At 66.6% G+C, this 23,005-nt stretch carries 20 protein-coding genes; 9 read left to right on the forward strand and 11 right to left on the reverse strand.

Features of this window, described 5'->3' with window-relative positions; genetic code table 11:
• Window positions 1-93 precede the first annotated feature (93 nt).
• Entirely contained in the window at window positions 94-1,944 is a 1,851-nt protein-coding gene (locus EZM81_RS12585) for an ABC transporter ATP-binding protein/permease (protein ID WP_136645955.1), read from the reverse strand.
• A 106-nt stretch (window positions 1,945-2,050) separates the two neighbouring features.
• Here EZM81_RS12585 and EZM81_RS12590 point away from each other — a divergent pair, with 106 nt between their 5' ends.
• Window positions 2,051-2,407, forward strand: coding sequence for a helix-turn-helix transcriptional regulator (locus EZM81_RS12590; protein ID WP_135450422.1), 357 nt, complete (start codon window positions 2,051-2,053; stop codon window positions 2,405-2,407).
• Here EZM81_RS12590 and EZM81_RS18440 read toward each other — a convergent pair.
• Window positions 2,377-3,921 (reverse strand): LysM peptidoglycan-binding domain-containing protein, encoded by a 1,545-nt coding sequence (locus EZM81_RS18440; protein ID WP_248298222.1) that lies wholly within the window; start codon window positions 3,919-3,921, stop codon window positions 2,377-2,379. The genes EZM81_RS12590 and EZM81_RS18440 overlap by 31 nt on opposite strands.
• A 98-nt stretch (window positions 3,922-4,019) precedes the next feature.
• Between EZM81_RS18440 and EZM81_RS12600 the strand changes: the two genes are divergently transcribed.
• Both EZM81_RS12600 and EZM81_RS12605 read left to right on the forward strand, forming a co-directional pair.
• The gene (locus tag EZM81_RS12600) at window positions 4,020-4,598 is read left to right on the forward strand and encodes a TIGR00730 family Rossman fold protein (protein ID WP_135450421.1); all 579 of its coding nucleotides are present in this window, start codon (window positions 4,020-4,022) and stop codon (window positions 4,596-4,598) included.
• A gap of 13 nt (window positions 4,599-4,611) precedes the next feature.
• On the forward strand, window positions 4,612-5,502 hold the full coding sequence (locus tag EZM81_RS12605; protein WP_136645956.1) for a hypothetical protein: 891 nt from the start codon (window positions 4,612-4,614) through the stop codon (window positions 5,500-5,502).
• 110 nt (window positions 5,503-5,612) lie between these two features.
• Here the strand turns inward: EZM81_RS12605 and EZM81_RS12610 are convergent, their stop codons facing one another.
• The 5 genes from EZM81_RS12610 to EZM81_RS12630 form a co-directional block, all read right to left on the reverse strand.
• The gene (locus EZM81_RS12610) at window positions 5,613-6,215 is read right to left on the reverse strand and encodes a superoxide dismutase (protein WP_135450419.1); all 603 of its coding nucleotides are present in this window, start codon (window positions 6,213-6,215) and stop codon (window positions 5,613-5,615) included.
• Between the two features lie 158 nt (window positions 6,216-6,373).
• Window positions 6,374-6,919 carry a sarcosine oxidase subunit gamma gene (locus EZM81_RS12615; RefSeq protein WP_135450418.1) on the reverse strand — a complete coding sequence of 182 codons (546 nt, stop codon included), beginning with the start codon at window positions 6,917-6,919 and terminating at the stop codon, window positions 6,374-6,376.
• Window positions 6,912-9,830 carry a sarcosine oxidase subunit alpha family protein gene (locus tag EZM81_RS12620; protein ID WP_136645957.1) on the reverse strand — a complete coding sequence of 973 codons (2,919 nt, stop codon included), beginning with the start codon at window positions 9,828-9,830 and terminating at the stop codon, window positions 6,912-6,914. Before EZM81_RS12620 ends, EZM81_RS12615 begins: the two co-directional genes overlap by 8 nt.
• The gene (locus EZM81_RS12625; RefSeq protein ID WP_136645958.1) at window positions 9,827-10,150 is read right to left on the reverse strand and encodes a sarcosine oxidase subunit delta; all 324 of its coding nucleotides are present in this window, start codon (window positions 10,148-10,150) and stop codon (window positions 9,827-9,829) included. The genes EZM81_RS12620 and EZM81_RS12625 overlap by 4 nt, the downstream gene beginning before the upstream one ends.
• 49 nt (window positions 10,151-10,199) lie before the next feature.
• A complete protein-coding gene (locus EZM81_RS12630; protein ID WP_136645959.1) occupies window positions 10,200-11,447 on the reverse strand; it encodes a sarcosine oxidase subunit beta family protein in 1,248 nt (415 codons plus the stop codon).
• 232 nt (window positions 11,448-11,679) lie between these two features.
• On the opposite strand from EZM81_RS12630, the gene ccmI reads away from it, so the two are divergent.
• Genes ccmI through EZM81_RS12645 form a run of 3 tightly spaced genes read left to right on the forward strand, consistent with a single transcriptional unit; the run spans window position 11,680 to window position 13,579 of the window.
• On the forward strand, window positions 11,680-12,873 hold the full coding sequence (ccmI, locus tag EZM81_RS18725; RefSeq protein ID WP_135450414.1) for a c-type cytochrome biogenesis protein CcmI: 1,194 nt from the start codon (window positions 11,680-11,682) through the stop codon (window positions 12,871-12,873).
• Window positions 12,870-13,352 (forward strand): Holliday junction resolvase RuvX, encoded by a 483-nt coding sequence (gene ruvX, locus EZM81_RS12640; protein WP_136645960.1) that lies wholly within the window; start codon window positions 12,870-12,872, stop codon window positions 13,350-13,352. The genes ccmI and ruvX overlap by 4 nt, the downstream gene beginning before the upstream one ends.
• Window positions 13,349-13,579, forward strand: a complete 231-nt coding sequence (locus tag EZM81_RS12645) for a DUF1289 domain-containing protein (protein WP_135450412.1) — start codon at window positions 13,349-13,351, stop codon at window positions 13,577-13,579. The genes ruvX and EZM81_RS12645 overlap by 4 nt, the downstream gene beginning before the upstream one ends.
• A gap of 118 nt (window positions 13,580-13,697) precedes the next feature.
• Here the strand turns inward: EZM81_RS12645 and EZM81_RS12650 are convergent, their stop codons facing one another.
• Entirely contained in the window at window positions 13,698-14,450 is a 753-nt protein-coding gene (locus EZM81_RS12650) for a hypothetical protein (RefSeq protein WP_136645961.1), read from the reverse strand.
• Window positions 14,444-15,262, reverse strand: a complete 819-nt coding sequence (locus EZM81_RS12655) for a sulfite exporter TauE/SafE family protein (protein ID WP_136645962.1) — start codon at window positions 15,260-15,262, stop codon at window positions 14,444-14,446. The genes EZM81_RS12650 and EZM81_RS12655 overlap by 7 nt, the downstream gene beginning before the upstream one ends.
• Before the next feature lie 149 nt (window positions 15,263-15,411).
• Between EZM81_RS12655 and EZM81_RS12660 the strand changes: the two genes are divergently transcribed.
• Window positions 15,412-16,605, forward strand: a complete 1,194-nt coding sequence (locus EZM81_RS12660; RefSeq protein WP_136645963.1) for a multidrug effflux MFS transporter — start codon at window positions 15,412-15,414, stop codon at window positions 16,603-16,605.
• Here the strand turns inward: EZM81_RS12660 and dusA are convergent.
• The gene (dusA, locus tag EZM81_RS12665; protein WP_136646008.1) at window positions 16,587-17,567 is read right to left on the reverse strand and encodes a tRNA dihydrouridine(20/20a) synthase DusA; all 981 of its coding nucleotides are present in this window, start codon (window positions 17,565-17,567) and stop codon (window positions 16,587-16,589) included. The two genes, EZM81_RS12660 and dusA, sit on opposite strands and share 19 nt — an antisense overlap.
• A 232-nt stretch (window positions 17,568-17,799) precedes the next feature.
• A complete protein-coding gene (locus EZM81_RS12670) occupies window positions 17,800-18,666 on the reverse strand; it encodes a LysR substrate-binding domain-containing protein (protein WP_135450408.1) in 867 nt (288 codons plus the stop codon).
• Window positions 18,667-18,816: 150 nt separating this feature from the next.
• Here EZM81_RS12670 and EZM81_RS12675 point away from each other — a divergent pair, with 150 nt between their 5' ends.
• Both EZM81_RS12675 and EZM81_RS12680 read left to right on the forward strand, forming a co-directional pair.
• A complete protein-coding gene (locus EZM81_RS12675; RefSeq protein ID WP_136645964.1) occupies window positions 18,817-20,337 on the forward strand; it encodes a trimethylamine methyltransferase family protein in 1,521 nt (506 codons plus the stop codon).
• A gap of 7 nt (window positions 20,338-20,344) precedes the next feature.
• Entirely contained in the window at window positions 20,345-22,759 is a 2,415-nt protein-coding gene (locus EZM81_RS12680) for an FAD-dependent oxidoreductase (RefSeq protein ID WP_136646009.1), read from the forward strand.
• The last annotated feature ends 246 nt before the right edge of the window (window positions 22,760-23,005 follow it).

Below are 23,005 nucleotides of genomic sequence, written 5' to 3' on the forward strand. Positions count from 1 at the left end.
ATAGCCGCAGAATGCGGGGGCCCTGGCGGATGGTCAAAGGAAAATGCCTGCCTTCCCCGGCTCTTCCGGGGAAGGGCAGTCACGCCGCCGCGATCACTCGGCAGCCTCGGCCGCTGCCTTGTCTTCCTCGGCCGACTGACGCTCCCACATCAGGGCATAGCGGCCACGCCGCGCCAGAAGCTCTTCATGCCGGCCCTGTTCGACGATGCGGCCATCCTCCATCACGATGATCTGGTCGGCATCGGCGATGGTCGACAATCGGTGCGCAATCATGATGACGCTGCGGCCCTGCCCCATTTCGCGCAGGCTTTCCTGGATGGAGCGTTCCGTCTGCGTGTCCAACGCCGAGGTCGCCTCGTCCAGCACAAGGATGGGCGGGTTCTTCAGCAGCGTCCGGGCGATCCCCACCCGCTGCTTTTCGCCACCCGAAAGCTTGAGCCCGCGTTCGCCAACCACCGTGTCATAGCCCTGCGGCAGGCGCATGATGAAGTCGTGGATCTTCGCAGCCTTCGCCGCGGCCTCGATCTCTTCACGGGTCGCATCGGCCCGGCCGTAGGCGATGTTGTATAGGATCGTGTCGTTGAACAGCACCGTATCCTGCGGCACCACGCCGATGGCCTGGTGCAGCGAACTCTGCGTGACCTGCCGGATGTCCTGCCCGTCGATGCGAATCGCACCGTCCTGGATGTCGTAGAAGCGGAACAGCAGCCGCCCGATCGTGGACTTGCCCGAACCCGAAGGACCGACCAGGGCCACCCGTTCGCCCGGGGCGACACGGAAGCTGATCCCTTTCAGGATCTCGCGTTCCGGCTCGTAATGGAAATGCACGTTGTCGAAGACGATCTCGCCGCCCCGCACCTCCAGCGGTCTTGCATCGGGCGCATCGGTCACTTCGGCCGGCTGGGCCAGCAGGCCGAACATCTCGCCCATGTCCACCAGCGCCTGCCGGATCTCGCGGTAGACGGTGCCAAGGAAGTTCAGCGGCATGGTGATCTGGATCATGTAGGCGTTGACCATGACGAAATCGCCCACGGTCAGCGTGCCCGCCCGCACGCCCAGCGCGCTCATCGCCATGACGATGACAAGGCCCGAGGTGATCAGGAAGGCCTGCCCGACGTTCAGAAAGGATAGCGACAGCCCGGTCTTGACCGCCGCCGCCTCATACCGGCGCATCGCACTGTCATAACGCTCTGCCTCGCGTTGTTCGGCGTTGAAATACTTCACCGTCTCGAAGTTCAGCAGGCTGTCGATGGCCTTCTGGTTGGCGTCGGTGTCCTGGTCGTTCATCTCGCGCCGCAGCTTCACGCGCCACTCGGTGACCTTGAAGGTGAAGGCGACATAAAGTGCGATGGTAACGACGACGACCGCGGCATACTGCCATCCGAAGACCCAGGCGAATATCGCCGCGACCATGGTCAGTTCCAGGATCAGCGGCCCGATGGACAGAAGCATGAAGCGCAGAAGGAAATCGACGCCCTTCACCCCACGTTCGATGATGCGGCTCAGGCCACCGGTCTTGCGGGTGATGTGATAGCGCAGCGAAAGGCGGTGGATATGGGTGAAGGTCTCGATCGCCAGCCGGCGGATCGCCCGCTGTCCGACGCGGACGAAGACCGCGTCGCGGAGTTCGCCGAACAGCACCGCGCCCAACCGCGCCATGCCGTAGGCAATGACCAGACCGACGGCACCAAAGCCCAGAAGCATTCCGGGGTCCGCTGCCGTCTGGCTGGCAAGGCTGTCCACCGCAAGCTTGTAGATATAGGGCGTCAGCACCGAAACCAGCTTCGCCAGCACCAGAAAACCCATGGCGGCCACGACGCGGCGCTTGACCCAGCCCTGCCCCGCTGGCCAGAGATAGGGCGCCACGCGGCGCATGGTCTGCCAGCCAGAAGCGGGCGCGCCCGCGGCATCGGCAGAAGTGGCATTGGCAGTCAGTCGGCGCATGGGTCTGTCCCGGTGATCCCCGGCCCTGCGGCATTGCGGGAGGGCGCGGGTTAGTCTATGGTCATTTCAACCGTTCTTGAATAGTTGAACGATGGAGCGAAGTAAAGTGGATCGCAGCACGGTCCTTGCGGCCCTGTCAGCCATGGCGCACGAGACGCGGCTTGACCTGATCCGCCTTCTGGTGCGGCGCGGCCCCGCAGGTATGGCGGCAGGGCAGATTGCGCAAGCCCTTGCGGTGCCTGCGCCGCGTCTTTCATTCCATCTGGCCGCGCTGGAGCAGGCCGGCCTCGTCCGGTCGCGTCGGGCGGCGCGGAACGTGATCTATGCGGCCGATACCGGCGCAATCGGCCGAACCATCGGCTATCTTCTGGCCGATTGCTGCTGCGACCATCCCGATGTCCGGGCGGCCTGCAGCCATGGGCAGAACGGCGTTCAGGGCAGCTCGGGCACAGTGAAGACCTGACCAGGATAGATCAGGTCAGGATCCCTGATCTTGTCGCGGTTCGCCTCGAACACCTGGACGTAAAGCATACCTTCGCCATAGCGTTGCTGCGCGATGCCCCAAAGCGTATAGCCCGGCTGCACCGTCACGGTCACGGGGCGCAGCGGTTCGGGGGCGGCCTCGGCAACCACCGATGCGGCCACTTCGGCGGCAGGGGCCGCTTCGATCGCTTCAGGTCCGGGCACGACTTCGGCCTGCGGCTGCGGCATGGCTTCAACGGGGGCTTCGGCCACGGCTACGGGCTCGGACGCGACTGTGGGTTCTTCGGCCGCCACATCCGGCTGCGGCACTGGTTCGGAGACCTGCGCGGGGGCCGCAGCGGACACCGGTTCTGTCACCGGCTCTGCGGTCGCGGCCACCTGGGCAGGGGGTGTTTCCGGCACGACGGGTTCAGCCATGGCGACCTCTGCCACCGGGGCTTCGGGAGCCACGGCATCTTCGGCCGGCGCCTCTGCAACGGGAATCTCAGCCACCGGGGGCTCTGCCACGGTCGCGCTATCGGGTTCGGACACCGGGGCTTCCGGCACTGCCGCAGGTCCGGCCGCAGCTGCCAGCGCCTCAAGCGTTTCGCGCTTGAACGGGGTTTCGAAGCGCGAGGTCACCTTGCCGTCGGGGCCCAGTTGATCGACCCGCAGCACATAGATCCCCGGTGCCGTATCGCCCAGCGTCACAAGCCACCGTCCATCGCCCGGAACGGCCAGTTCCGCAACCGGCGCATTGTCCAGGTAAAGCCGCAGCGGCGCCCCTGGCGCACCCCGTCCCCCGATCCGGACCGCGCCATCGGGCGCATAGGTGATCGTGTCGATCATTACCTGCGCCGGCGGCAGCGGTTCGGCTTCGGGTTGGTCCTGCAAAACCACTGCGCCCTCATCGGTGAGCAGAAGGGCCTGAGGGGCAGCAGGTTCCGCCACCGGCGCGGCTTCGGCACCCTCTGCCGCCGGTTCGGCAGCGGCCAGCTTCGGCCCTTCGATCGGCCCCAGCGCCACCATCTGGTCCGACGCCACCACTTCACCACCTTCCGCGGCCATGGTCAGCCACATCAGGCTGGGCTCGGGGTTGGGGGCCAGGGTGAACTGAACCACGAACTGGCCAGAGGCCAGCGCCCGCCCGGTCGCAACCGCCCGCCCGTCAACCAGAACCTCGATCGCCGCCTCGGGGGCGGCAAGCCCGGCGATCAGCGCGTCGCCATCAGGTGCCACGCGCCAGGTATCGATCCTGGGCAGGGCAGCCAAGGCCGGGCTTTGCGTTTCCGCTGCGGCCTCTGGCTCGGCGGCCGCTTCAGGGGCAGGCTCGGCGGCAGGCGCAGGCTCGGGTGCCGCTTCGGGTGCGGTTTCGGGTGCCGGTTCAGACACCAAAGCGGGCTCGACCGGCTGCAGTGCCCTCCAACCGACATACCCGACCGCGGCCACCGCGATACCGCCAAGCACAACGATCAGAGCCCGCGTTCCCGGGCCCATGGCACCCCATGCCGACATTCCCATCTCCCCGACCGCACGGTTTCTGCCGCGCCGCTTTTCTTGCACTCAGGAATCTTTATATCGCACGACAAAGCAACCGTTTTCGGGATCCCGGCATGTCAAGCCTCTCGATCTGCGTCTTCTGTGGCTCGCGCCCCGGTGCGCGACCCTCCTATGTCGAGGCTGCGCGCGCCACAGGGGCCGTCTTTGCCCGCAACGGCTGGCGACTGGTCTATGGTGCAGGCGATGTCGGGATCATGGGGGCAGTCGCGCATGCTGCCATCTCCGCCGGGGCGGCGACGCTGGGGGTGATCCCCACCCATCTTCTTGGGAAAGAACGCGAAACACGGGACCGCGCGAATCTTGTCATTACCGAAGACATGCACGAGCGGAAGAAGGTCATGTTCATGAACTCGGATGCCGTTGTGGTGCTGCCTGGGGGTGCCGGGTCGATGGACGAGTTCTTCGAGGTTCTGACCTGGGCGCAGATCGGGCTGCATGCCAAGCCGATCCTGCTGCTTGATGTCGAAGGCTACTGGCGCCCGCTGCTTGCCCTGATCGACCACGTCATCGCCGAAGGCTTCGCCGCCCCGTCGCTGAAGCGGCTGTTCACGGTCGTGCCGGATGTGCCATCGCTGGAGGCCACCCTGGTTGCCCTGCGCCCCCCAGCCATGCCAGCACATGATGCAGGCTGAAGGCAGCTGCACGATGGCCGCCAGTCCCGCCCGCATTGCCTTCGTCACAATGGTCCGTGACGACCATTTCTTTCTTCGCATCTGGGTGGACTACTATGCCCGGCACGTCCCGCGGCATCATCTGTTCATCCTGATGGACGGGTTCGATCAGACCCCGCCCGATTTCGCCGCCGGATGCCAGATCATCACCCTGCCCCGCAGCGAACCCGGCCCCGGCTGGGACATGAAGCGCTGGACCATGCTTGCGGATGTCAACGCCATGCTGCTGGGGCGGTTCGACGTGGTCGTGCTGAACGACGTGGACGAGATCATCGTGCCCGACCCTGCCTGCGGCATCCCGCTTCTGGATGCCGTGGCCCGCGCGCGCGAGGTGGGGGTGATCAGCCCCTTTGCGGTCGAGGTGGTGCACCGTTACGACCTCTGCCCCGACCGGATCGACCCAGACCGGCCGATCCTGCGCCAGCGACCGCATGTGCGGGTGAATTCTTCGTACGCAAAGCCCTGCATTTCCTCGGCAAGGCTGAAGTGGTCCTTGGGGGGGCACAGGTCCGACTTTCCGCAGCTTAACCTGGACAATTGCCTGTTCCTGTTCCACTTGCGCTATCTGGACCGCGACATGTTGCTCTCACGGCAGCAGACAAGACTGGCGATCGCGAATGCCAGAGATGCCGATGAAGCGGAAGTTGCCGGTATCGGCTGGACCAAATCGACGGAAGCCATCGAGCGCTTCCTGATCTCGCTGCAAGCTTCGCCGCCGCAGGAGAAGAACTTCCAGTTCGACTGGCAGCGCAGGCGCATGATGCGCGAGTGGCGTAAGGATTCGAAAGGTGATCTCTGGCGTCACGGAAAGGTCGTGACGTCGCAAACCTACATTATTCCAGAACGCTTCCTCGACGCGTTCTGACGACCCTGAATGGAAGCACAGCGACCCGGACCGCTTGTCGCGCCTGCGCCGCAATAAACAGGACCGCCGAAGGGAGGCTCCGGCGGTCACAGACCTTGCACAAGCCTCGCTTACAGACCAGCAGCGACGGCTTCCCAGTTCACCAGCTTGTCCAGGAAGTTGGTCAGATAGGCCGGGCGCTTGTTGCGGTAGTCGATGTAGTAGGAATGCTCCCACACATCGCAGCCCAGAAGCGCGGTCTGCCCGAAGCAGAGCGGGTTCACCCCGTTCTCGGTCTTGGTGACCTTGAGGCTGCCGTCCTTGTCCTTGACCAGCCAGCACCAGCCCGAGCCGAACTGGCCCACCCCGGCGGCGGCGAAATCCTCCTTGAACTTCTGCACCGAGCCGAAGGCCTCGGTCAGCGCCTTCTCCAGCTCGCCCGGCATCTTCTTGTTCTCGCCCGGGGCCATCCAGGTCCAGAACATGTTGTGGTTCCAGTGCTGCGAGGCGTTGTTGAAGATGCCGTTCTGCGCCACGGCGCCCGGCTGGTAGGTGCCGCGGATGATGTCTTCCAGCGACTTGTTCTCCCACTCGGTGCCGGCGATCAGCTTGTTGCCGTTGTCCACATAGGCCTTGTGGTGCAGGTCGTGGTGGTATTCCAGCGTTTCCTTCGACATGCCAAGGGAGGCCAGAGCGTCATGCGCGTAAGGAAGATCGGGAAGAGTGAAGGCCATCGGCTTGCTCCTGTTCGGGTGATGCTTGGCAGGAATAAGAGGGTTCGCGGCCGGAAGGTCAAGGGCAACCGGCCGGGATCGACGCGACCGGGCCGGGCCGGGTTCCACGCCGGGGTGACGGTCGGGGTGATTGCCCCGACCTCTGCAATGTCGGGCGGCTACAGCTCGCTGCCCGGTTGGGCAGAATGGGTCAGAAGGCCCATGACGTAACTTGCGACCGACCGGAAGCAGACCAGCGTAAAGCCCTGATCCTGCTGCCAGATCGCCGCCGCGACCTGGGCTGCGCGGCTGCGGCGCAATTCGCCCGGCTCCAGCCGGTCGAAATCCACCGGCATCAGCTTGCGCAGGACCTGATCGGCCTTGTCACCCTCGATGCGGAAGACCGCGCGGGCGTCCGAGACATCGACGGCAAGGTGATGTTCCCCCGCCAGCGCCTTCGCCAGCTTGCCCATCGCCTCGCCGACCTCGGCGTAAGGCAGGATCAGCAGGTATTCGTCCGGGCTCATCCAGCCGCAGGCATGGTCGCCCTTGATCTCGATCCGGCGCGGCGCGGGAACCCTAGTCCCCGTCACTGCCTTGATCGCCTTGTCCAGCGATTTCAGCCCCTTTGCGCGCAGGGTTATCATACCCAGCGGGCCGATTTCCCGGATGGTGGCAAAGCCTTGGAAGCTGGCGCCGTTCAGCGCGGAAACCGGGTCAGACATTCTGCTTCTCCCCATCCCTGTCGTAGAACACGGTGTCGCGCACCCGCGCCTTGACCGTGCCGCCGGCGACCGTGTTGAACTCCACCACTTCGCCCATCCGCTGCGGCCCGTGCTTCAACAGGCCCATGGCGATGCCGCGCTTGAGCGTCGGCGAATAGTAGGTGGAAGTCACCCTGCCCTGAGTGTTGCGCTGGCCGTTGGCGTTCACCCCGTCCGCGACGATGTAGGCCCCGTCCGGGATGACCGAGCCGTCCAGCGTCTCGAAGCCGACGAGCTTCCAGCGGTCGGGGCTGGCGAGGTAGGTCCGTTCCTGCCCGCGCTTGCCCAGATAGTCGGCCTTCTTCTTCGAGATCGCCCAGTCGAGCCCGAGGTCCTGCGGGATCACGGTGCCGTCGGTCTCGTCCCCGATCATGATGAAGCCCTTTTCGGCCCGCATGATGTGCAGCGCCTCGGTGCCGTAAGGCATGGCGCCCAGCGCCTTGCCAGCCTCCATGCAGGCCTCCCAGAAGGCCGCGCCGTGGCTGGCGGGGACGGCGATTTCATAGGAAAGCTCGCCCGAGAAGCTGATCCGGTAAACCCGCACCGGGAAGCCCGCAAGCGAGCCGTCCGCCCAGTGCATGAAGGGCAGCGCCTCCTTGGATACATCCATGCCGCCAAGGACTTGCAGAAGTTTCCTCGCGTTCGGGCCGACGACCGCGACCTGGGCATATTGCTCGGTGACATTGGCGGTATAGACCTGCCAGTCCCACCATTCGCATTGCAGCCAGTCCTCCATCCAGGCGTGGATGCGGTCGGCCCCGCCGGAAGTGGTGTGGCACAGCCAGGTGTCCTCGTCGATCCGGGCGACCACGCCGTCGTCGATCAGGAAGCCCTGTTCGTTGCACATCAGACCATAGCGGCACTTGCCTACGGGCAGCGTGGACATCACGCCGGTGTAGAGCATGTCGAGGAACTTCCCGGCATCCGGGCCCTTGACGATGATCTTGCCCAGGGTCGAGGCGTCCAGAAGGCCGAGGTTCTGCCGGGTGTTCAGCACCTCGCGGTGGACGGCCTGTTCATGGGTCTCGCCCGCGCGCGGGAAGCAGTAGGGGCGGCGCCAGAGGCCGACGGGCTCGAAATAGGCGCCGGCCTTCTCGTGGGCTTCGTGCATGGGCGTGCGGCGCAGCGGCTGGAAGATCTCGCCCCGCGCCTCGCCGGCCAGCGCGCCGATGGTGACGGGGGTGTAGGGCGGACGGAAGGTGGTGGTGCCGACCTGCGGAATCTCTTCACCCAGAGACTCAGCAAGCACGGCGAGTCCGTTGATGTTGCTGAGTTTTCCCTGATCCGTTGCCATGCCCAGGGTGGTATAGCGCTTGGTGTGTTCGACCGAGACATAGCCCTCGCGGCTGGCGAGCTGCACGTCCGAAACCTTCACGTCGTTCTGGTAGTCGAGCCACATCTTGTTGCGCAACTGGACCGGCGCACCCTGCGGCATGACCCAGACCGGCGGGATCGCCGCCGGCTTGCCCGACAGGTCGAGATCGCCCGCCGCCGCACCGACGCATTCGACCATCGCGGAACCGTCATGGTTCAGAGGCGGACGCTTCGGGTCGGGGACAAAGGCCGAAATCGTCTCGTCCCAGAGCAGCTTGCCGCCGCAGTGGCTCCACAGATGCACCACGGGCGACCAGCCGCCCGACATGGCGACGGCCTCGCAGGCGATCTCTTCCTGCACCGTGCCCTCGCCCGCCTGGGCGCAGACGGCGACGCCGGTGACGCGCTTCCCGCCCTTGACCTTGGCGATGGCCTTGCCGGTCAGCACGCGGATCCCTGCGGCGCGGGCGGCCTGCGGCAGGGCGCCGTCGGCGACCTCGCGTGCATCGAGGATGGCGGGCACGTCCAGCCCCGCGGCCTTCAGCGCCAGCGCGGTCTGGTAGGCGCTGTCGTTGTTGGTGACGATCACCGTCCGGTCGCCCGGAGACACCGCGTAGTTCACCACGTAGTCACGCACAGCCGAGGCGAGCATGACGCCCGGAATGTCGTTGCCGGCAAAGGAAAGCGGTCGTTCGATCGCCCCCGTGGCGCTTACGATCTTGCCCGCACGGATGCGCCACAGCCGATGCTTCGGCCGCCCGTCGCCGGGCGTATGGTCGGCCACGCGCTCGTCGGCCAGGACATAGCCGTGGTCATAGACCCCGAAGCCGCAGGTGCGGGTGCGCAGGGTCACGTTGTCGCGCGCCAGGAGGTCGGCCTCCATCGCCGACAGCCAGGCCTCGACGGGCTGGCCGTCCACCTCGGTCTGATCGACCGGGGCGCGGCCGCCGAGGACCGGGGCCTGTTCCAGAAGGATCACGCGCTGGCCCTTGTCGGCGGCAGCCTTCGCGACCTTCATGCCCGCGACGCCTGCCCCCACGACCAGCACGTCGCAGAAGGCATAGGCCTGTTCATAGCGGTCGGCGTCGGGTTGCGTCGGCGCCTTGCCGAGCCCGGCCGAGCGGCGGATGATCGGCTCGAAGACGTGTTTCCAGAACGGGCGCGGGTGGATGAAGGTCTTGTAGTAGAACCCCGCCGGCAGGAAGCGCGCGGCGTAGTTGTTTACCACGCCCACGTCGAATTCCAGGCTGGGCCAGTGGTTCTGCGAGGTGCATTCCAGCCCGTCGAAAAGCTCGGTCGTGGTGGTGCGCTGGTTCGGTTCCAGCCGGGCCCCGGTGCCGAGGTTCACCAGAGCGTTCGGCTCTTCCGGCCCCGAGGCGACGATGCCGCGGGGGCGGTGATACTTGAAGCTGCGGCCTACAAGCATCTGGTCGTTCGCCAGAAGGCCCGCAGCCAGCGTGTCGCCCCGGAAGCCCCTGAAACGCTTGCCGTTGAAGGTGAATTCGACGGGCGCGGTCCGGTCGATCAGCCGGCCGCCCCTGGCGAGGCGCGTGCTCATTTGTAGCCCTTCCAGTCAGGCCGACGGGCCTGGATCTTCGCGATGATGTCGGCAGGCGGTTCGGAGACCTGCGCGGGATAGGTGCCGAACACCTCGAGCGTGGCGGTGCAGCGCGCGGCCAGGAACCACTTGCCGCAGCCGTAGCTGTGGCGCCAGCGTTCGAAATGCACGCCCTTGGGGTTCTTGCGGGCGAACATGTAGGCCTCGAACTCCTCGGGGGTGGAGCCGGGGCCGAAGCGCTTCAGATGCGCCTCGTAGCCAGGGGAAAGCTCGGTCTCTTCGGCCTTCACGCCGCAGTAGGGACATTCGAGGATCAGCATGCTGCGTCTCCGTTGCGGGATGCTTTCGGGGTCGGGTGCAGGGCGGGCATCAGTGCGCCACCCCTGCCGCGACGGATTCGTCGATGAACTGGCCTTCCTTGAAGCGCCACATGTTGAACTCGGCGGCCAGTGGCCCCGGTTCTCCCTTGGCCATGAGTTCCGCCATCGCCCAGCCCGAGCCGGGGATCGCCTTGAAGCCGCCCGTACCCCAGCCGCAGTTGATGAAGCAGTTGCCAAGCGGAGTCTTCGAGATAATGGGCGAGCGGTCGCCGGTCATGTCCACGATGCCGCCCCACTGGCGCAGCATCTTGAGCCGGCTGATGATCGGGAAGGTTTCCACCAGGGCGCGCAGCGTCTCCTCGATGTGGTGGAACGACCCGCGCTGGGTGTAGTTGTTGAACCCGTCGGTGCCGCCGCCGATCACCATCTCGCCCTTGTCGGATTGCGACATGTAGCCGTGCACGGTGTTGGCCATGACCACCACATCCATGCAGGGCTTGATCGGCTCGGAGACCAGCGCCTGAAGCGCGACGGCCTCGATCGGCAGGCGGAAGCCCGCCATCTCGGCCAGCTGGCCGGAATGGCCGGCAACGACGATCCCAAGTTTCTTGCAGCCGATGAAACCCTTGGTGGTCTCGACCCCGGTCACCTGGCCGTTCTCGGACCGCACGCCCTTCACCTCGCAGTTCTGGATGATGTGCATGCCCATCCCCGAACAGGCCCGCGCATAGCCCCAGGCCACCGCATCGTGTCGGGCAGTGCCGCCACGGGCCTGATAGAGCGCACCAAGCACCGGATAGCGGGGCCCGTCGATGTTGATGATCGGCACCAGTTCCTTGACCCGCTGGGGCGAAATCCATTCGGTCTGCACCCCTTGCAGCGCGTTGGCATGCACGGTGCGCAGGTATCCCCGCACTTCGTGATGCGTCTGGGCAAGCATCAGCAGGCCGCGCGGACTGAACATGATGTTGTAGTTCAGCTCCTGGCTGAGGGTCTCATACAGCGCGCGGGCCTTTTCGTAGATCGCGGCAGAGGGATCCTGCAGGTAGTTCGAGCGGATGATCGTGGTGTTGCGCCCGGTGTTGCCGCCGCCAAGCCAGCCCTTCTCGATCACCGCGACATTCGTGATGCCGAAATTCTTGCCCAGATAATAGGCGGTGGCCAGGCCATGCCCCCCTGCCCCGACGATGATCGCGTCGTAGGAAGCCTTCGGCTCTGGCGAGGCCCAGGCTCTCTCCCAACCCAGGTGGTAGCGGACAGCCTCGCGGGCAATGGCAAAGACCGAATAACGCTTCATCGTGGCCTCATCTCGGACGGAGTGCACCGCAATCGACGGCACGGTTCTGATATGAACGCTTGCGGGATACAGCCCCACCCTGTAGCGGCACAATCGGGAAATTTCCGACATGATGCGCGGCAGCCCCGGGCGAAGCGTCGCAGGCCGCCGGCAGACCGTGTGTCGCAATGCCCCTTTCTAGCCTGGGGGGAAACCATTACATCCATCGCCGGACGGGCAAGCGGGGCGCGCGATGCAGGACTGGGGCTTCTGGATAATGGCGGTGGCGCTTGCGTCAGGCGTTGCGGGCGTTCTGGCCCTGGCCCTGCGCAGGATGCCCGGCCCAGTCACCGAAGCGGCCGAGGCCGATCTGGGCGTGTACAAGGACCAGCTGGCCGAGATCGACCGCGATCTGGCGCGCGGCACGATCGGCGCGGAAGAAGCCGGGCGGCTTCGCGCCGAGGTCGGCCGTCGGCTGCTGGAAGCAGACCGGACCCGCCGGAATGGTGGCACCCCGGCCGCTGCGGGCAGGGAGCTGCCTGCACTGGCCCTGGTCCTTGCGCTGGTCTTGCCGGGGGGCCTTGCGGCCTACTGGTGGCTGGGCGCGCCGGGCTATCCCGACCTGCCGCTTCGGGCACGTCTGGCCGATCTGGATGCCGCCATTGCCTCTCGTCCCGGCCAGGCAGAACAGCTGGAGCGGATGGGAAAGCGCATGGACGCGGCGGCCGAGGCAAAGCTGCGCGAGGAATTGGCAGCGATCTCCGACCCGGATCAACTGCGCGCGAAATTCCGTGATCACCTTTTGGCAGAGGAAACGGGCGCGGCGGTGCGAACACAGGAACGGCTGCTTGCGGTTCTGGGTGCGGCAGCCAGTGCGCAGGATCACGCCGACATGGCACTGGCGCTGGCGCTGGAAGCCGAAGGCTATGTCTCGCCCGAGGCCGAGGCCCAGCTGCGCGAGACGCTGAAACGCGACATGTCGAACGAACTTGCACGCTATCTGGTCGGCGAAATGTTCCTGCAGGGTGGCCGCTTCGATCAGGCCTTCCGCTTCTGGCGCCCGATTGCCGAGGACGGCAATCCCGATGCGCCTTGGGTTGCCTCGATCCGGGAACGCATCGCCATGGTGGCCGAACTGGCGGGCATCCGCTATTCCCTGCCCGCGGGTCGCGGACCCACGGCCGGGGACATGGCGGCTGCGGCCGGGATGGCCCCCGAGGACCGGCAGGCGATGATCGAAGGCATGGTGGCGCAGCTGTCCGACCGGCTGGCGACCGAGGGTGGATCGGTCGAGGAATGGAACCGCCTGATCCGTTCGCTTGTGGTGCTGGAGCGGCTGGACGAGGCGCAGACGATCTACGACGAGGCCAAGGCGAAGTTCGAGGGGAGGCCGGCGGAACTGTCTTTCCTGCGCCAGGCGGCGGTGGAAAGCGGGTTGACCCCGTGATCTGCGCCACCGTGGAGGAGTTTGCCGCCGCCCTGCCCCCCTTCGGCGCGATCGCGGGGCTGGATCTGGGCGAGCGGACGATCGGCGTGGCGCTGTCGGACCTGCGGCGGCAGGTTGCGACGCCGATCGAGGTGATCCGGCGCGAGAGGTTCACGCTGGACGCGAGCCGGCTGCTGGCGCTGCTGGCGGCGCGCGAGGCGGTGGGAATCGTGCTGGGACTGCCCCTGAACATGGACGGAAGCATGGGGCCGCGGGTGCAATCTACCCAGGCCTTCGCGCGGAATCTGGAGAAGCTGACGCCCCTGCCGATCTGCTTCTGGGACGAGCGTCTGTCCACGGTTGCAGCAGAAAGGGCACTGCTTGAGGCGGATACGTCGCGAAAGCGTCGGAAAGAGGTGATCGACCAAGTAGCCGCGGGCTATATCCTGCAAGGCGCTTTGGACCGCATGGCGCATATGGGACGGGGTGAGCAGTCTTGAAGGACGATGTCTGGAAGCGCGACGAGATCGCCAGCCCTTGCGTAAAGCTCTGCGTGGTGCATCCCGAGGAACGTATCTGCGTAGGCTGCTACCGCACCATCGACGAGATCAGCCAGTGGTCCAGGATGACGCACGAGGACCGTGCGGCAGTGATGGCCGAACTGCCGGGCCGGGCGCCCCGGTTGCAGAAGCGGCGCGGCGGGCGGATGGCCCGGATGGAGCGGTAACCGGGCGGAGCGCCTGGCGGCGCAAGTCCACAGGCTCGCCTGCGCGGTCTTGCGACCGCTTGTCTCTGGATGGGGGTTTCACCCCCAAATCCCCAGAGTATTTGGGAAAGGAGCAAGGTCAGGCTGTTTCCAGCCACTGGCGGACGCTGGCGAGTTGCGGGCGAAAGTAGGCGATCATCCGGCCTTCGGGCGGGGCGCTGTCCCCCGGCCGCCAAGGGGCGACGCCGTGCAGTGTCAACCGGTGCAGGAGGGTCGCCTCTCCGGGCCGGGCGGGCAGCTCGACCCGGCGGCAGCTGGCGAAGATCTGACGGCGGGCGGTCTGGTAGGGCCCTGTGATGTCGATCCGGTCCCAGACCTCGGGCGGGTGCGGGGAAAGCGCCTGAAGAAGTGCTGCGCGCAGGATCCCGGCGCTGCCTTCCCAGACGGTCAGGGGCGCGGCCGAGGTGTCGTTCAGCGGAAGCCCGAGGATCCAGGCGTGGGGCTCCTTCACCATGCGGCGGCGGTCGGGGCCGATGGGCAAAAGGCCGTCGAGATGTGCGGCGTCGCGGTCGCGGCGAAAGGCGAAGGCGGCGGGGCCTTCTTCCGCCGAGGGCTGGGGATAGCCGGGCCGGATCACCGAAAGCTGCCCGCGGTGCAGGGGTTCGGGGGCAAGCGGCAGGGCCTCCCAAGGGAAGGGCGTGCCGCCGATCGCGCCGTCGGGGCCGTTCGGCAGGGCATCGACGCCGACGAACCAGGTGCCGCCGCAGCGCCAGGGTTCGGCGGTCGCAGCCAGGATGTCGAGCGCGGCGGTGCGGGCGGCGGCGGCCCAGGCGGCGATGGCCGGGTGGGGGCCGAGGCGCAGCCATCCCCGATCTGTCGTTGCGCCTACCATCCCAGAACCTTGCGCAGCATGTTCAGCGCGACGAGCGTGAGGAATACCGCGAACGCGCGCTTCAGCGGTCTGGGGTTCATCGCATGGGCGAGTCGCACCCCAAGCGGCGTGGTCAGCAGTGTGGTGCCGATGACGACGAGGAAGGCGGGAAGGTTGACCGCTCCGACCGTCCAGGGCGGCGCCTCGGCCACGGGCAGCAGCAGGAAGCCCAGAACCGAGGGCACGGCGATCAGCACGCCGAAGCCCGAGGCGGTAGCGACCGCGCGGTGAATCGGCATGCCGTAAAGCGTCATCAGCGGCACGCCGAAGGTGCCGCCGCCGATCCCCATCATTGCCGAGAAGAAGCCGACCGATCCGGCCAGGGTGCTCCGCACCGGCTCGCCGGGCATGTGATCGCCAAGCCGCCAGTGCTCGCGCCCGAAGGCCATCCAGAGCCCGGCGAGGCCCGCCAGCGCCCCGAACACGGCTTGCAGCGTGGTCGAGGCGACCTTGCCCGCGACATAGGTGCCGATGGCGGCCGAGATCACCAGCGCCGGGCCCCAGGTCTTCAGCACCTGCCAATCCACCGCGCCCTTGCGGTTGTGCGAGGAGACCGAGCGCAGCGAGGTGACGACGATCGTCGCCATCGAGGTCGCGACACAGACCTGCATCAGCTGCCCCCCGCCATAGCCGAGATGGCCGAAAGCGTAGAAGAAGGCCGGCACCAGCACGATCCCGCCGCCGACGCCGAGAAGCCCGCCGATCACCCCGGCGAAGGCGCCGATCACGACCAAGGCGGCAAGCATGGGCAGAAGGGTGGCGAGGTCGGGCATGGGTCACTCGGTCAGGTGGCGGCGGGGCGACCCTAGCCTCCCCCGCAGGCACAGGCCAGAGCGGAAAATGCGCGGGTGGGGCTTTCCTTTGCCGACGAAGGGGCGTAGGTCACGCGCCCTTGTCGCAAGCATTTCCCGGAATCTGCATCATGACTCGCTCCGTTTCATTGACTTTCATGTCCGTCATCCTTGGCCTTGTGGCCGCCGTCGGCCCCTTTGCCATCGACATGTATTTGCCGGCCATGCCCGAGATCGGGCGTGACCTGGGCGTGGGCAGCCAGGCGGTGCAATGGACCATCGTCGGCTATTTCGTCACCTTCGGGCTGGCGCAGCTGGTCTATGGCCCCTGGGCCGATCAGGCCGGGCGCAAGCCGCCGCTTTATGCCGGGTTGGCGCTTTTCATCGCGGGCACGATCATGTGCGCGGTTGCGCCCTCGATCGGCTGGCTGGTCGCGGGGCGGATGGTGCAGGGGCTGGGTGGGGCTGCGAACATGGTGGTGCTGCGCGCGGTGATCCGCGACCTGGCCACCGGCCCGCAGGCGACGCGGATGATGTCCACGATCATGATCGTGATCGCGGTCTCGCCGCTGCTCGCCCCGCTGTCCGGGGCGGGACTGCTGGCCCTGGGAGACTGGCGTCTGATCTTCTGGGCGCTGCTGGCTGCGGCCTGTCTGAGCTTTTTCCTGATCCACTTCGCTGTCCCCGAGACCTTGACGGACGCCAACCGGCAACAGTTCGACCTTGCAGCCTTCCGGTCAGGAACGCGGATCCTGCTGGCCGACCGGGGCTTCATGGTGATGACCTTCCTGGCGGGCTTTGCCTTCGCCAGCTTCTTCGTCTTCATCGCCAGCGCCGCCTTCGTCTACCGCGACCAGTTCGGCCTGACGCCGACCCAGTTCTCGCTGGCCTTTGCGGTGAATGCGATCGGCTTCTTCGCCGCCTCGCAGTTCGCCTCGCCCCTTTCGCAGCGGCTGGGGACGCTGCGGATGATCTCGGGCGCGACGCTGGGCTTCGCGGCGGCGACCTTTGTCGGCCTCGGTATGGCGCTGGCGGGGCTGGCCAGCCTGCCCGTGACCATGACCACGCTGTTCGCGGGCAATATCTTCCTTGGTGTGATCCTGCCCACCGCGCAGGTGCAGGCGCTGGAAGAGCACGGCGATATCGCGGGGCTCGCCTCGTCGCTCGGGGGCACGATGCAGATGGTGGCGGCGGGGGTCCTGGTCGCGGCGGCAGGGCCCTTCCTTGACGGCACCGTCCTGCCGATGCTGGCGGCGATCGCAGCCTGCGGGCTGATCGCGCTGGTCCTGTCGCGGCTGATCCCGCGTCAGGCGGCCCTGGCCTGAACCTCGGCCAGGGCTGCGTCCAGCACCTCGAGCCCCGCCCCGTCGCGGCTGGCGCGTTCGGACAGGATGCGCCGCCAACCCCGCGCGCCGGGCCGGCCGGTGAAGAGACCCAGCATGTGCCGGGTGACCTGGTGCAGCCGGCCGCCCGCGGCCAGATGGTCGGCGATATAGGGCCGCATGCCCTCGACCACCGCGACCGGATCGGGGGCGAAGTCTTCGCCCCAAAGGGCATCGGCCCCGATCAGCACCGAGGCCGGGTCGTGATAGGCCGCCCGGCCGATCATCACCCCGTCGAGCCCGCGCGCCAACAGCGCCCGCGCCTGATCCAGCGAGGTGATGCCGCCATTGATGCAGATGGTCAGCTCGGGGAAGCGCTGCTTCATCCGCACCACGAGGTCGTGGTCGAGCGGCGGGATCTCGCGGTTTTCCTTCGGCGACAAGCCCTGCAGCCAGGCCTTGCGGGCATGGACGATGACATGGCGCACCCCTGCCCCGGCGATGGTTTCGATGAAGTGGGGCAGGACGGTTTCGGGATCCTGTTCGTCCACGCCGATGCGGCATTTCACCGTGACGGGCGCGTCGGTTTCACCCTGCATCGCCCAGAGGCAGTCGGCCACGAGGGAGGGGCGCTCCATCAGCACCGCGCCGAAGCAGCCGGACTGGACCCGGTCCGAGGGGCAGCCGCAGTTCAGGTTCACCTCGTCATAGCCCCAGTCGCGCGCGATGCGGGTGGCCTGCGCAAGCTCCCCCGGGTCGGAACCGCCGAGCTGAAGTGCAACGGGGTGTTCGACCGGGGAAAAGTCCAGCAGCCGGGCCTTCGGACCGTGGATGATCGCAGGGGCGGTCACCATCTCGGTGTAAAGCATCGCCCGCCGGGTCATTTGGCGATGAAAGACGCGGCAATGCCGGTCGGTCCAGTCCATCATCGGGGCGACGGAAAGACGATAGGCCAAGATTGCCATCCGGCCCCCGGGATCTGCTGCCTTTTGGTCGATCGCCGTCATGCGTCATCCGTCCTGAAGTGGCCTTGAAACCCATAACCGGTGAAGGCTGGCCATATGGGGCGCCTGCGCCGCATGTTCAACCTGTGGGTCGCCGGTGCCATCGCATACAGGGCATGGATCGTGCGGCGCAAGGACCGTGCACGTCACATGGTCTTTCGTCAGCCAGACCGGCCTGCCGCAGGGGTCGCCATCACCGGCGCAACAGGAACTGCATCAGCCTTTCGCTGGCACGCGTCGGGCTGAGTTCGCCGGGATGCAGGTCATAGCCCCAGCCGCTGGGCATGCGATCGGGAAAGGGCTCGACCAGAAGGCCGCGCTGCAGGTGGACCTCGGCCAGAGACGCCAGGGTGATCGCGCAGCCGAGACCGGCACTTGCCATCTCGAGTGCGACGTTGGAACTGTCGGTCTTCAACCCTCGGGCAAGGGGAAGGTCGGTCAGCCCGTGGTGCCGGGCGAAGGCTTCCCAGTGTTCCTGTCGGCCGAGGACGTGAATCAGCGGCCAACGGGCGACATCGGCGGGTCGGCTCAGCGGCTCGGGGCCCGAAAGAAAGGACGGCGGGCAGACCATCACCAGTTCCTCCTCCCCGAGGCTGCGCCCGATCAGCGGCTGGCTGACATGGCGCGGGGTGATCCGGATGTCGGCGATCTGGTCGCTGGTTTCCGACCAGATCGTTGCATGGACGGTCACATCCACTTCGGGAGAGGCCTCACGGAAGGCGCGCAGGCGCGGCGGCAGCCAGTTGGTCGCAAGACTTGCCGGACAGGCGATGATCACCTCCTGCCGGTGCGCCACGGTCAGGATCTGACCGGTGGCGATGTCGATCTGGGCCAGCGCCTGCCTGAGCGTGGGCAGATATGAGGCGGCGACTTCCGTCAGGCTGAGGCTGCGCGGCGCACGGAAGAACAGCGGGCGGCCGATGTAGTTCTCCAGCGCACGGACATGGCCCGAGACCGCCGCCTGGGTCATGCCCAGTTCTTCGGCGGCCTTGGTGAAGCTCAGGTGCCGGGCGGACGCCTCGAACGACCGGATGTAGTTCAACGGGGGCAGGTTCTTCATCGTGCACTCCTGCAACCAGCATAAGCCAGCAGCCCCTCGGCGGCCAAGGGCCGCATGCCCCGGAATTAATAGGGGTCAGGCCCCCAATTCGCTTTCGTGAACCCCGAGAGACTTGCCCCTAGTCTGGGCGCGTAAGCAGGGCGAGGCAGCATGCGGGAAACAAGACGAGCGCGGCGTGAGAAGGCCGGGACCACAATTCCGCAGCTGCCGTGGGAGACGGTGCGCAATCCCCATCCGCCGATGGAGTTCCTGTCGCCAGACCAGATGCAGGATCTGCACGACACCTCGATCCGCATCCTCAAGGAACTGGGCATCAAGGTAATGGGCGCCAACGCGCGTGCACTTTTTGCCAGGGCCGGGGCAAGGATTGACGCGGAGGGCATCGTGCGGATCGGCGAAGACATCGTCGATGCCGCCCTGGCCACCGTGCCGCACCAGTTCACCCTGACCCCACGCAACCGGGACAAGCAGGTTCATCTCGGGGGCGACCATCTGGTGTTCGGCCTGGTCGCAGGGCCGCCCAACGTGCACGACCGGGTAAACGGACGACGGCCCGGCAACCTGGCCGATTACCAGAACTTCATCCGCCTCGCGCATCACTTCAACGCCATCCACATGATCGGCAACCAGGTCACCGCCCCGCAGGAGCTGCCGGCGAACAATCGCCACCTGGATACCTATTTTGCCAACCTCACGTTGTCGGACCTGACCTTCCACTGCACCGCCATCGGCCGCGGCCGGGCGATGGACGGCATCCGCATGATGGCCATCTCGCGCGGGATGAGCCTGGGCGAGATCGCCCGCGACCCTGGCGTCATCACCATTATCTCGGTCAACTCGCCGCGGCTTCTGGACGATGCGATGGGCGACGGGCTGATTGCGATGGCCGAACACGGTCAGCCTATCACCATCACCCCCTTCACCCTGATGGGCGCGATGACCCCGGTCAGCCTACCCGCAGCCATGGCACAGCAGAACGCCGAGGCGCTGTTCGGTGTCGTCCTGACCCAGCTGGTCCGGCCCGGCGCGCCGGTGATGTACGAGGCCTTCACCTCGAATGTCGACATGCGATCGGGCGCCCCCGCCTTCGGCACGCCGGAGAATGCCAAGGCCAACGTCATCGCCGGTCAGCTGGCGCGGCGCTATGGTCTGCCCTACCGGACCTCGAACGCCAATGCCTCGAACGCTGTTGATCTTCAGGCGGCCTACGAGACGGCGATGGCCACTTGGGGCGCGGTGATGGGCGGGGCGAACCTGATCTACCACGCAGCCGGCTGGCTGGAGGGCGGACTGACCGCCAGCTACGAGAAGCTGATCCTCGACGTGGAGATCCTGCAGAACATGGTGGAATTCCTGCGGCCCCTGAAATGGGACGCTGAGGAGCTGGGCTTCGACGCCATCCGCGATGTCCCGGCGGGCGGCCATTTCTTCGGCGCGGCGCATACGATGGCGCGCTACGAGAAGGCCTTCTACCAGCCCATGCTGTCGGACTGGCGGGGCTACGAGAACTGGCTGCTGGCCGGGGCGAAAGAGGCAGGGGACCGCGCCACAGACCTGTGGCAGCAGGCCCTGGCCGAATATCAGCAGCCGCCGATGGACCCGGCGATCCGGGAAGAATTGGAAGCCTATGTCGCCAAGCGGCGGGAAGAGATCGGCAATGACGAGCCCTGATGTGAAACTGAATTCACATGCACAGGCTGTGGTGATCGGGGGCGGGCTGGTCGGCTGCTCGATCCTTTATCACCTGACGAAACTGGGCTGGACCGAAGTGGTGTTGCTGGAACGGTCGGAACTGACTTCGGGCAGCACATGGCACGCGGCGGCGAACATCCACGGGCTGCACGACAACACCAACATCAGCCGCCTGCAGCATTACACCATGGGGCTTTACAAGGAGCTGGAGGCCGAGACCGGCCAAGGCTGCGGCATCTTTCAGCCGGGCAGCCTGTATCTGGCCCAGACCGAGGCGCGCGAACACCAGTTGCGACTTCAGGCCGCCAAGGCGCGCTACTACGGAATGGCCTTCCACGAAGTGACCCGCGACGAAGCCGAAAGGCTGCATCCCCTGGTCGATTTCAACGACATCCGCTGCATCATGTTCGAACCCCAGGGCGGCAACGTCGATCCTTCGGGGGTGACGATGGCCTACGCGGCCGGGGCAAGGGCGCGGGGCGCACAGATCCACCGCAACTGCCCGGTCACGGCAACGCGGGCACAGCCCGACGGCAGCTGGATCGTGGAGACACCGCTGGGCGAGATCCGCACGCAATGGGTGGTGAACGCGGCGGGGCTATGGGCGCGCGAAGTGGCGGCGCTGGCGGGGATCGCCCTGCCCCTCGTCCCGACTGAGCATCAGTATTTCGTCACCGAAGCGATACCCGAGATCGCCGCACTGGACCGCCGCCTGCCCTCGGTCGCGGACCGGGACGGCGAGTATTACCTGCGGCAAGAGGGCAAGGGCCTTCTCGTCGGCGCCTATGAAAAGGACATGCGCTTCTGGGCCGAGGACGGCACGCCGCAGGGCTTCGGCCACGAGCTTTTCGCCGACGACCTGGAGCGGATCGAACCCAACATGCTACGCGCGATCGACCGGGTGCCGGCAGTGGGTGCGGCGGGGATCAAGCGGGTGATCAATGGCCCGATGATCTGGTCACCCGATTCCAGCGCGCTTTTCGGCCCGGTGCCGGAACTGCGCAACTACTTCTGCTGCAATGGCATCATCCCGGGCTTCTCGCAGTCGGGCGGGCTGGGGCTGCTGTCTGCGGAATGGATCGTGGAGGGCGAGCCCAGGCTCGACATGTTCGGCTGGGATCTGGCGCGGTTCGGGGCCTGGGCGGGCAAGGACTTCACTAAGGCCCGCGTGCAGGACCAATATGCCAACCGCTTCAAGATCCATTTCCCGAACGAAGAGCGCGCGGCCGGCCGCCCGGTGCGGGTACGCCCGATCTACCAGACGCAAAAGGCCATGGGCGCGGTCTTCGGCTTGAACTACGGCTGGGAACATCCGCTGTGGTTCGCCACCGAAGGCGAGCCGCGCGAAGAGACCGTGGGCTTCGAACGGCAGAACTGGTGGGGCCCCGTCGGGCGAGAGGCACGGATGCTGCGCGAGCGGGCTGGGATCATCGACATCTCGAACTTCGCCCGCTACCGGGTCAGCGGGCCGGGGGCCAGGGACTGGCTGGAGGCCCTGCTTGCCAACCGGATTCCGACGCAGCCGGGCCGGTCCTGCCTGGCGCCACTGATCGGCAGGCGCGGCGGCATTGCCGGGGATTTCACCGTCACCTGCCTGGAGACGGGCGACTACCTCATGGTCGGCTCGGGCATGGCGGAACGCTATCACAAACGGTTCTTCGACGCCGTCCCCCTGCCCGAAGGAACCCGCTGGACCAGCGCGACCGAGGCGATGGCCGGCTTCAACTTTGCCGGGCCTCTGGCGCGGGATCTGCTGCAACGGCTGACTGATGCCGACCTTTCCAACGATGCCTTCCCCTTCATGCGCTCGGCCAGGATCGAAGTGGCGGGCGTGCCCTGCATCGCGCTGCGGGTCAGCTTCACCGGCGACCTCGGCTGGGAGCTGCACTGTTCCGAGGCGGACCAGAAGCGGTTATATGCCGCGCTTCTGGAGGCGGGTCAGCCGCTTGGCGTGGGGCCGGTGGGAAGCCGGGCGCTGACGAGCCTGCGGATCGAAAAGGGCTATGGCAGCTGGGGGCGGGATTACAGCCCGGAATACTGGCCGCAGGAAACGGGGCTGCTGGGACTGGTCAAGGGCGACAAGGACTTCCTCAACAAGGCCGGCTGGCTGGCCATCGCCGACCGCCCCCCGCGCGAGACGCTGAGGACGCTGGTGATCCAGGCGACGACCGCGGATGCGACAGGGAACGAGCCGATCTTCGATCTGGATGGCAAGCCTGCCGGAAAGGTCTCTTCCGGGGCCTATGGCTATCATGTCAGGCAGTCTCTGGCCTTGGCCTACCTACGAACGGACATTGCGCCTGGGGCAGAGCTGGAAGTCATGATCATGGGCCGGCCGCATCGGGCGCTGGTGCTGGCAGGGGCGGCCTTCGACCCAGAGGGCAAGCGCCTGCGTGCCTGATGTCAAACTTGGACTGATAGCCGACTTCCGCAGGTTCGACGCCCTGGCATGACGCCTTGGCATCTCTCCGGGCACCATGACGGGGCCACGAGGCGGGGCAGTTCCGGGCATCCGTGCCCCGGCGTTGCGCCGCATGGCGGAAAGGGAAGAAAGTGGTTCGCGTCGGGCGTGGAAGGCGGGGCGCATCTCGTCACGGCTGATGACTGCCGGGTGGATCAGGCGCACCTAGATCGGGGGCGACCGTTG

It is taken from the genome of Tabrizicola sp. YIM 78059 (genome assembly GCF_004959785.1).
GTDB classification, from domain to species: domain Bacteria; phylum Pseudomonadota; class Alphaproteobacteria; order Rhodobacterales; family Rhodobacteraceae; genus Tabrizicola; species Tabrizicola caldifontis.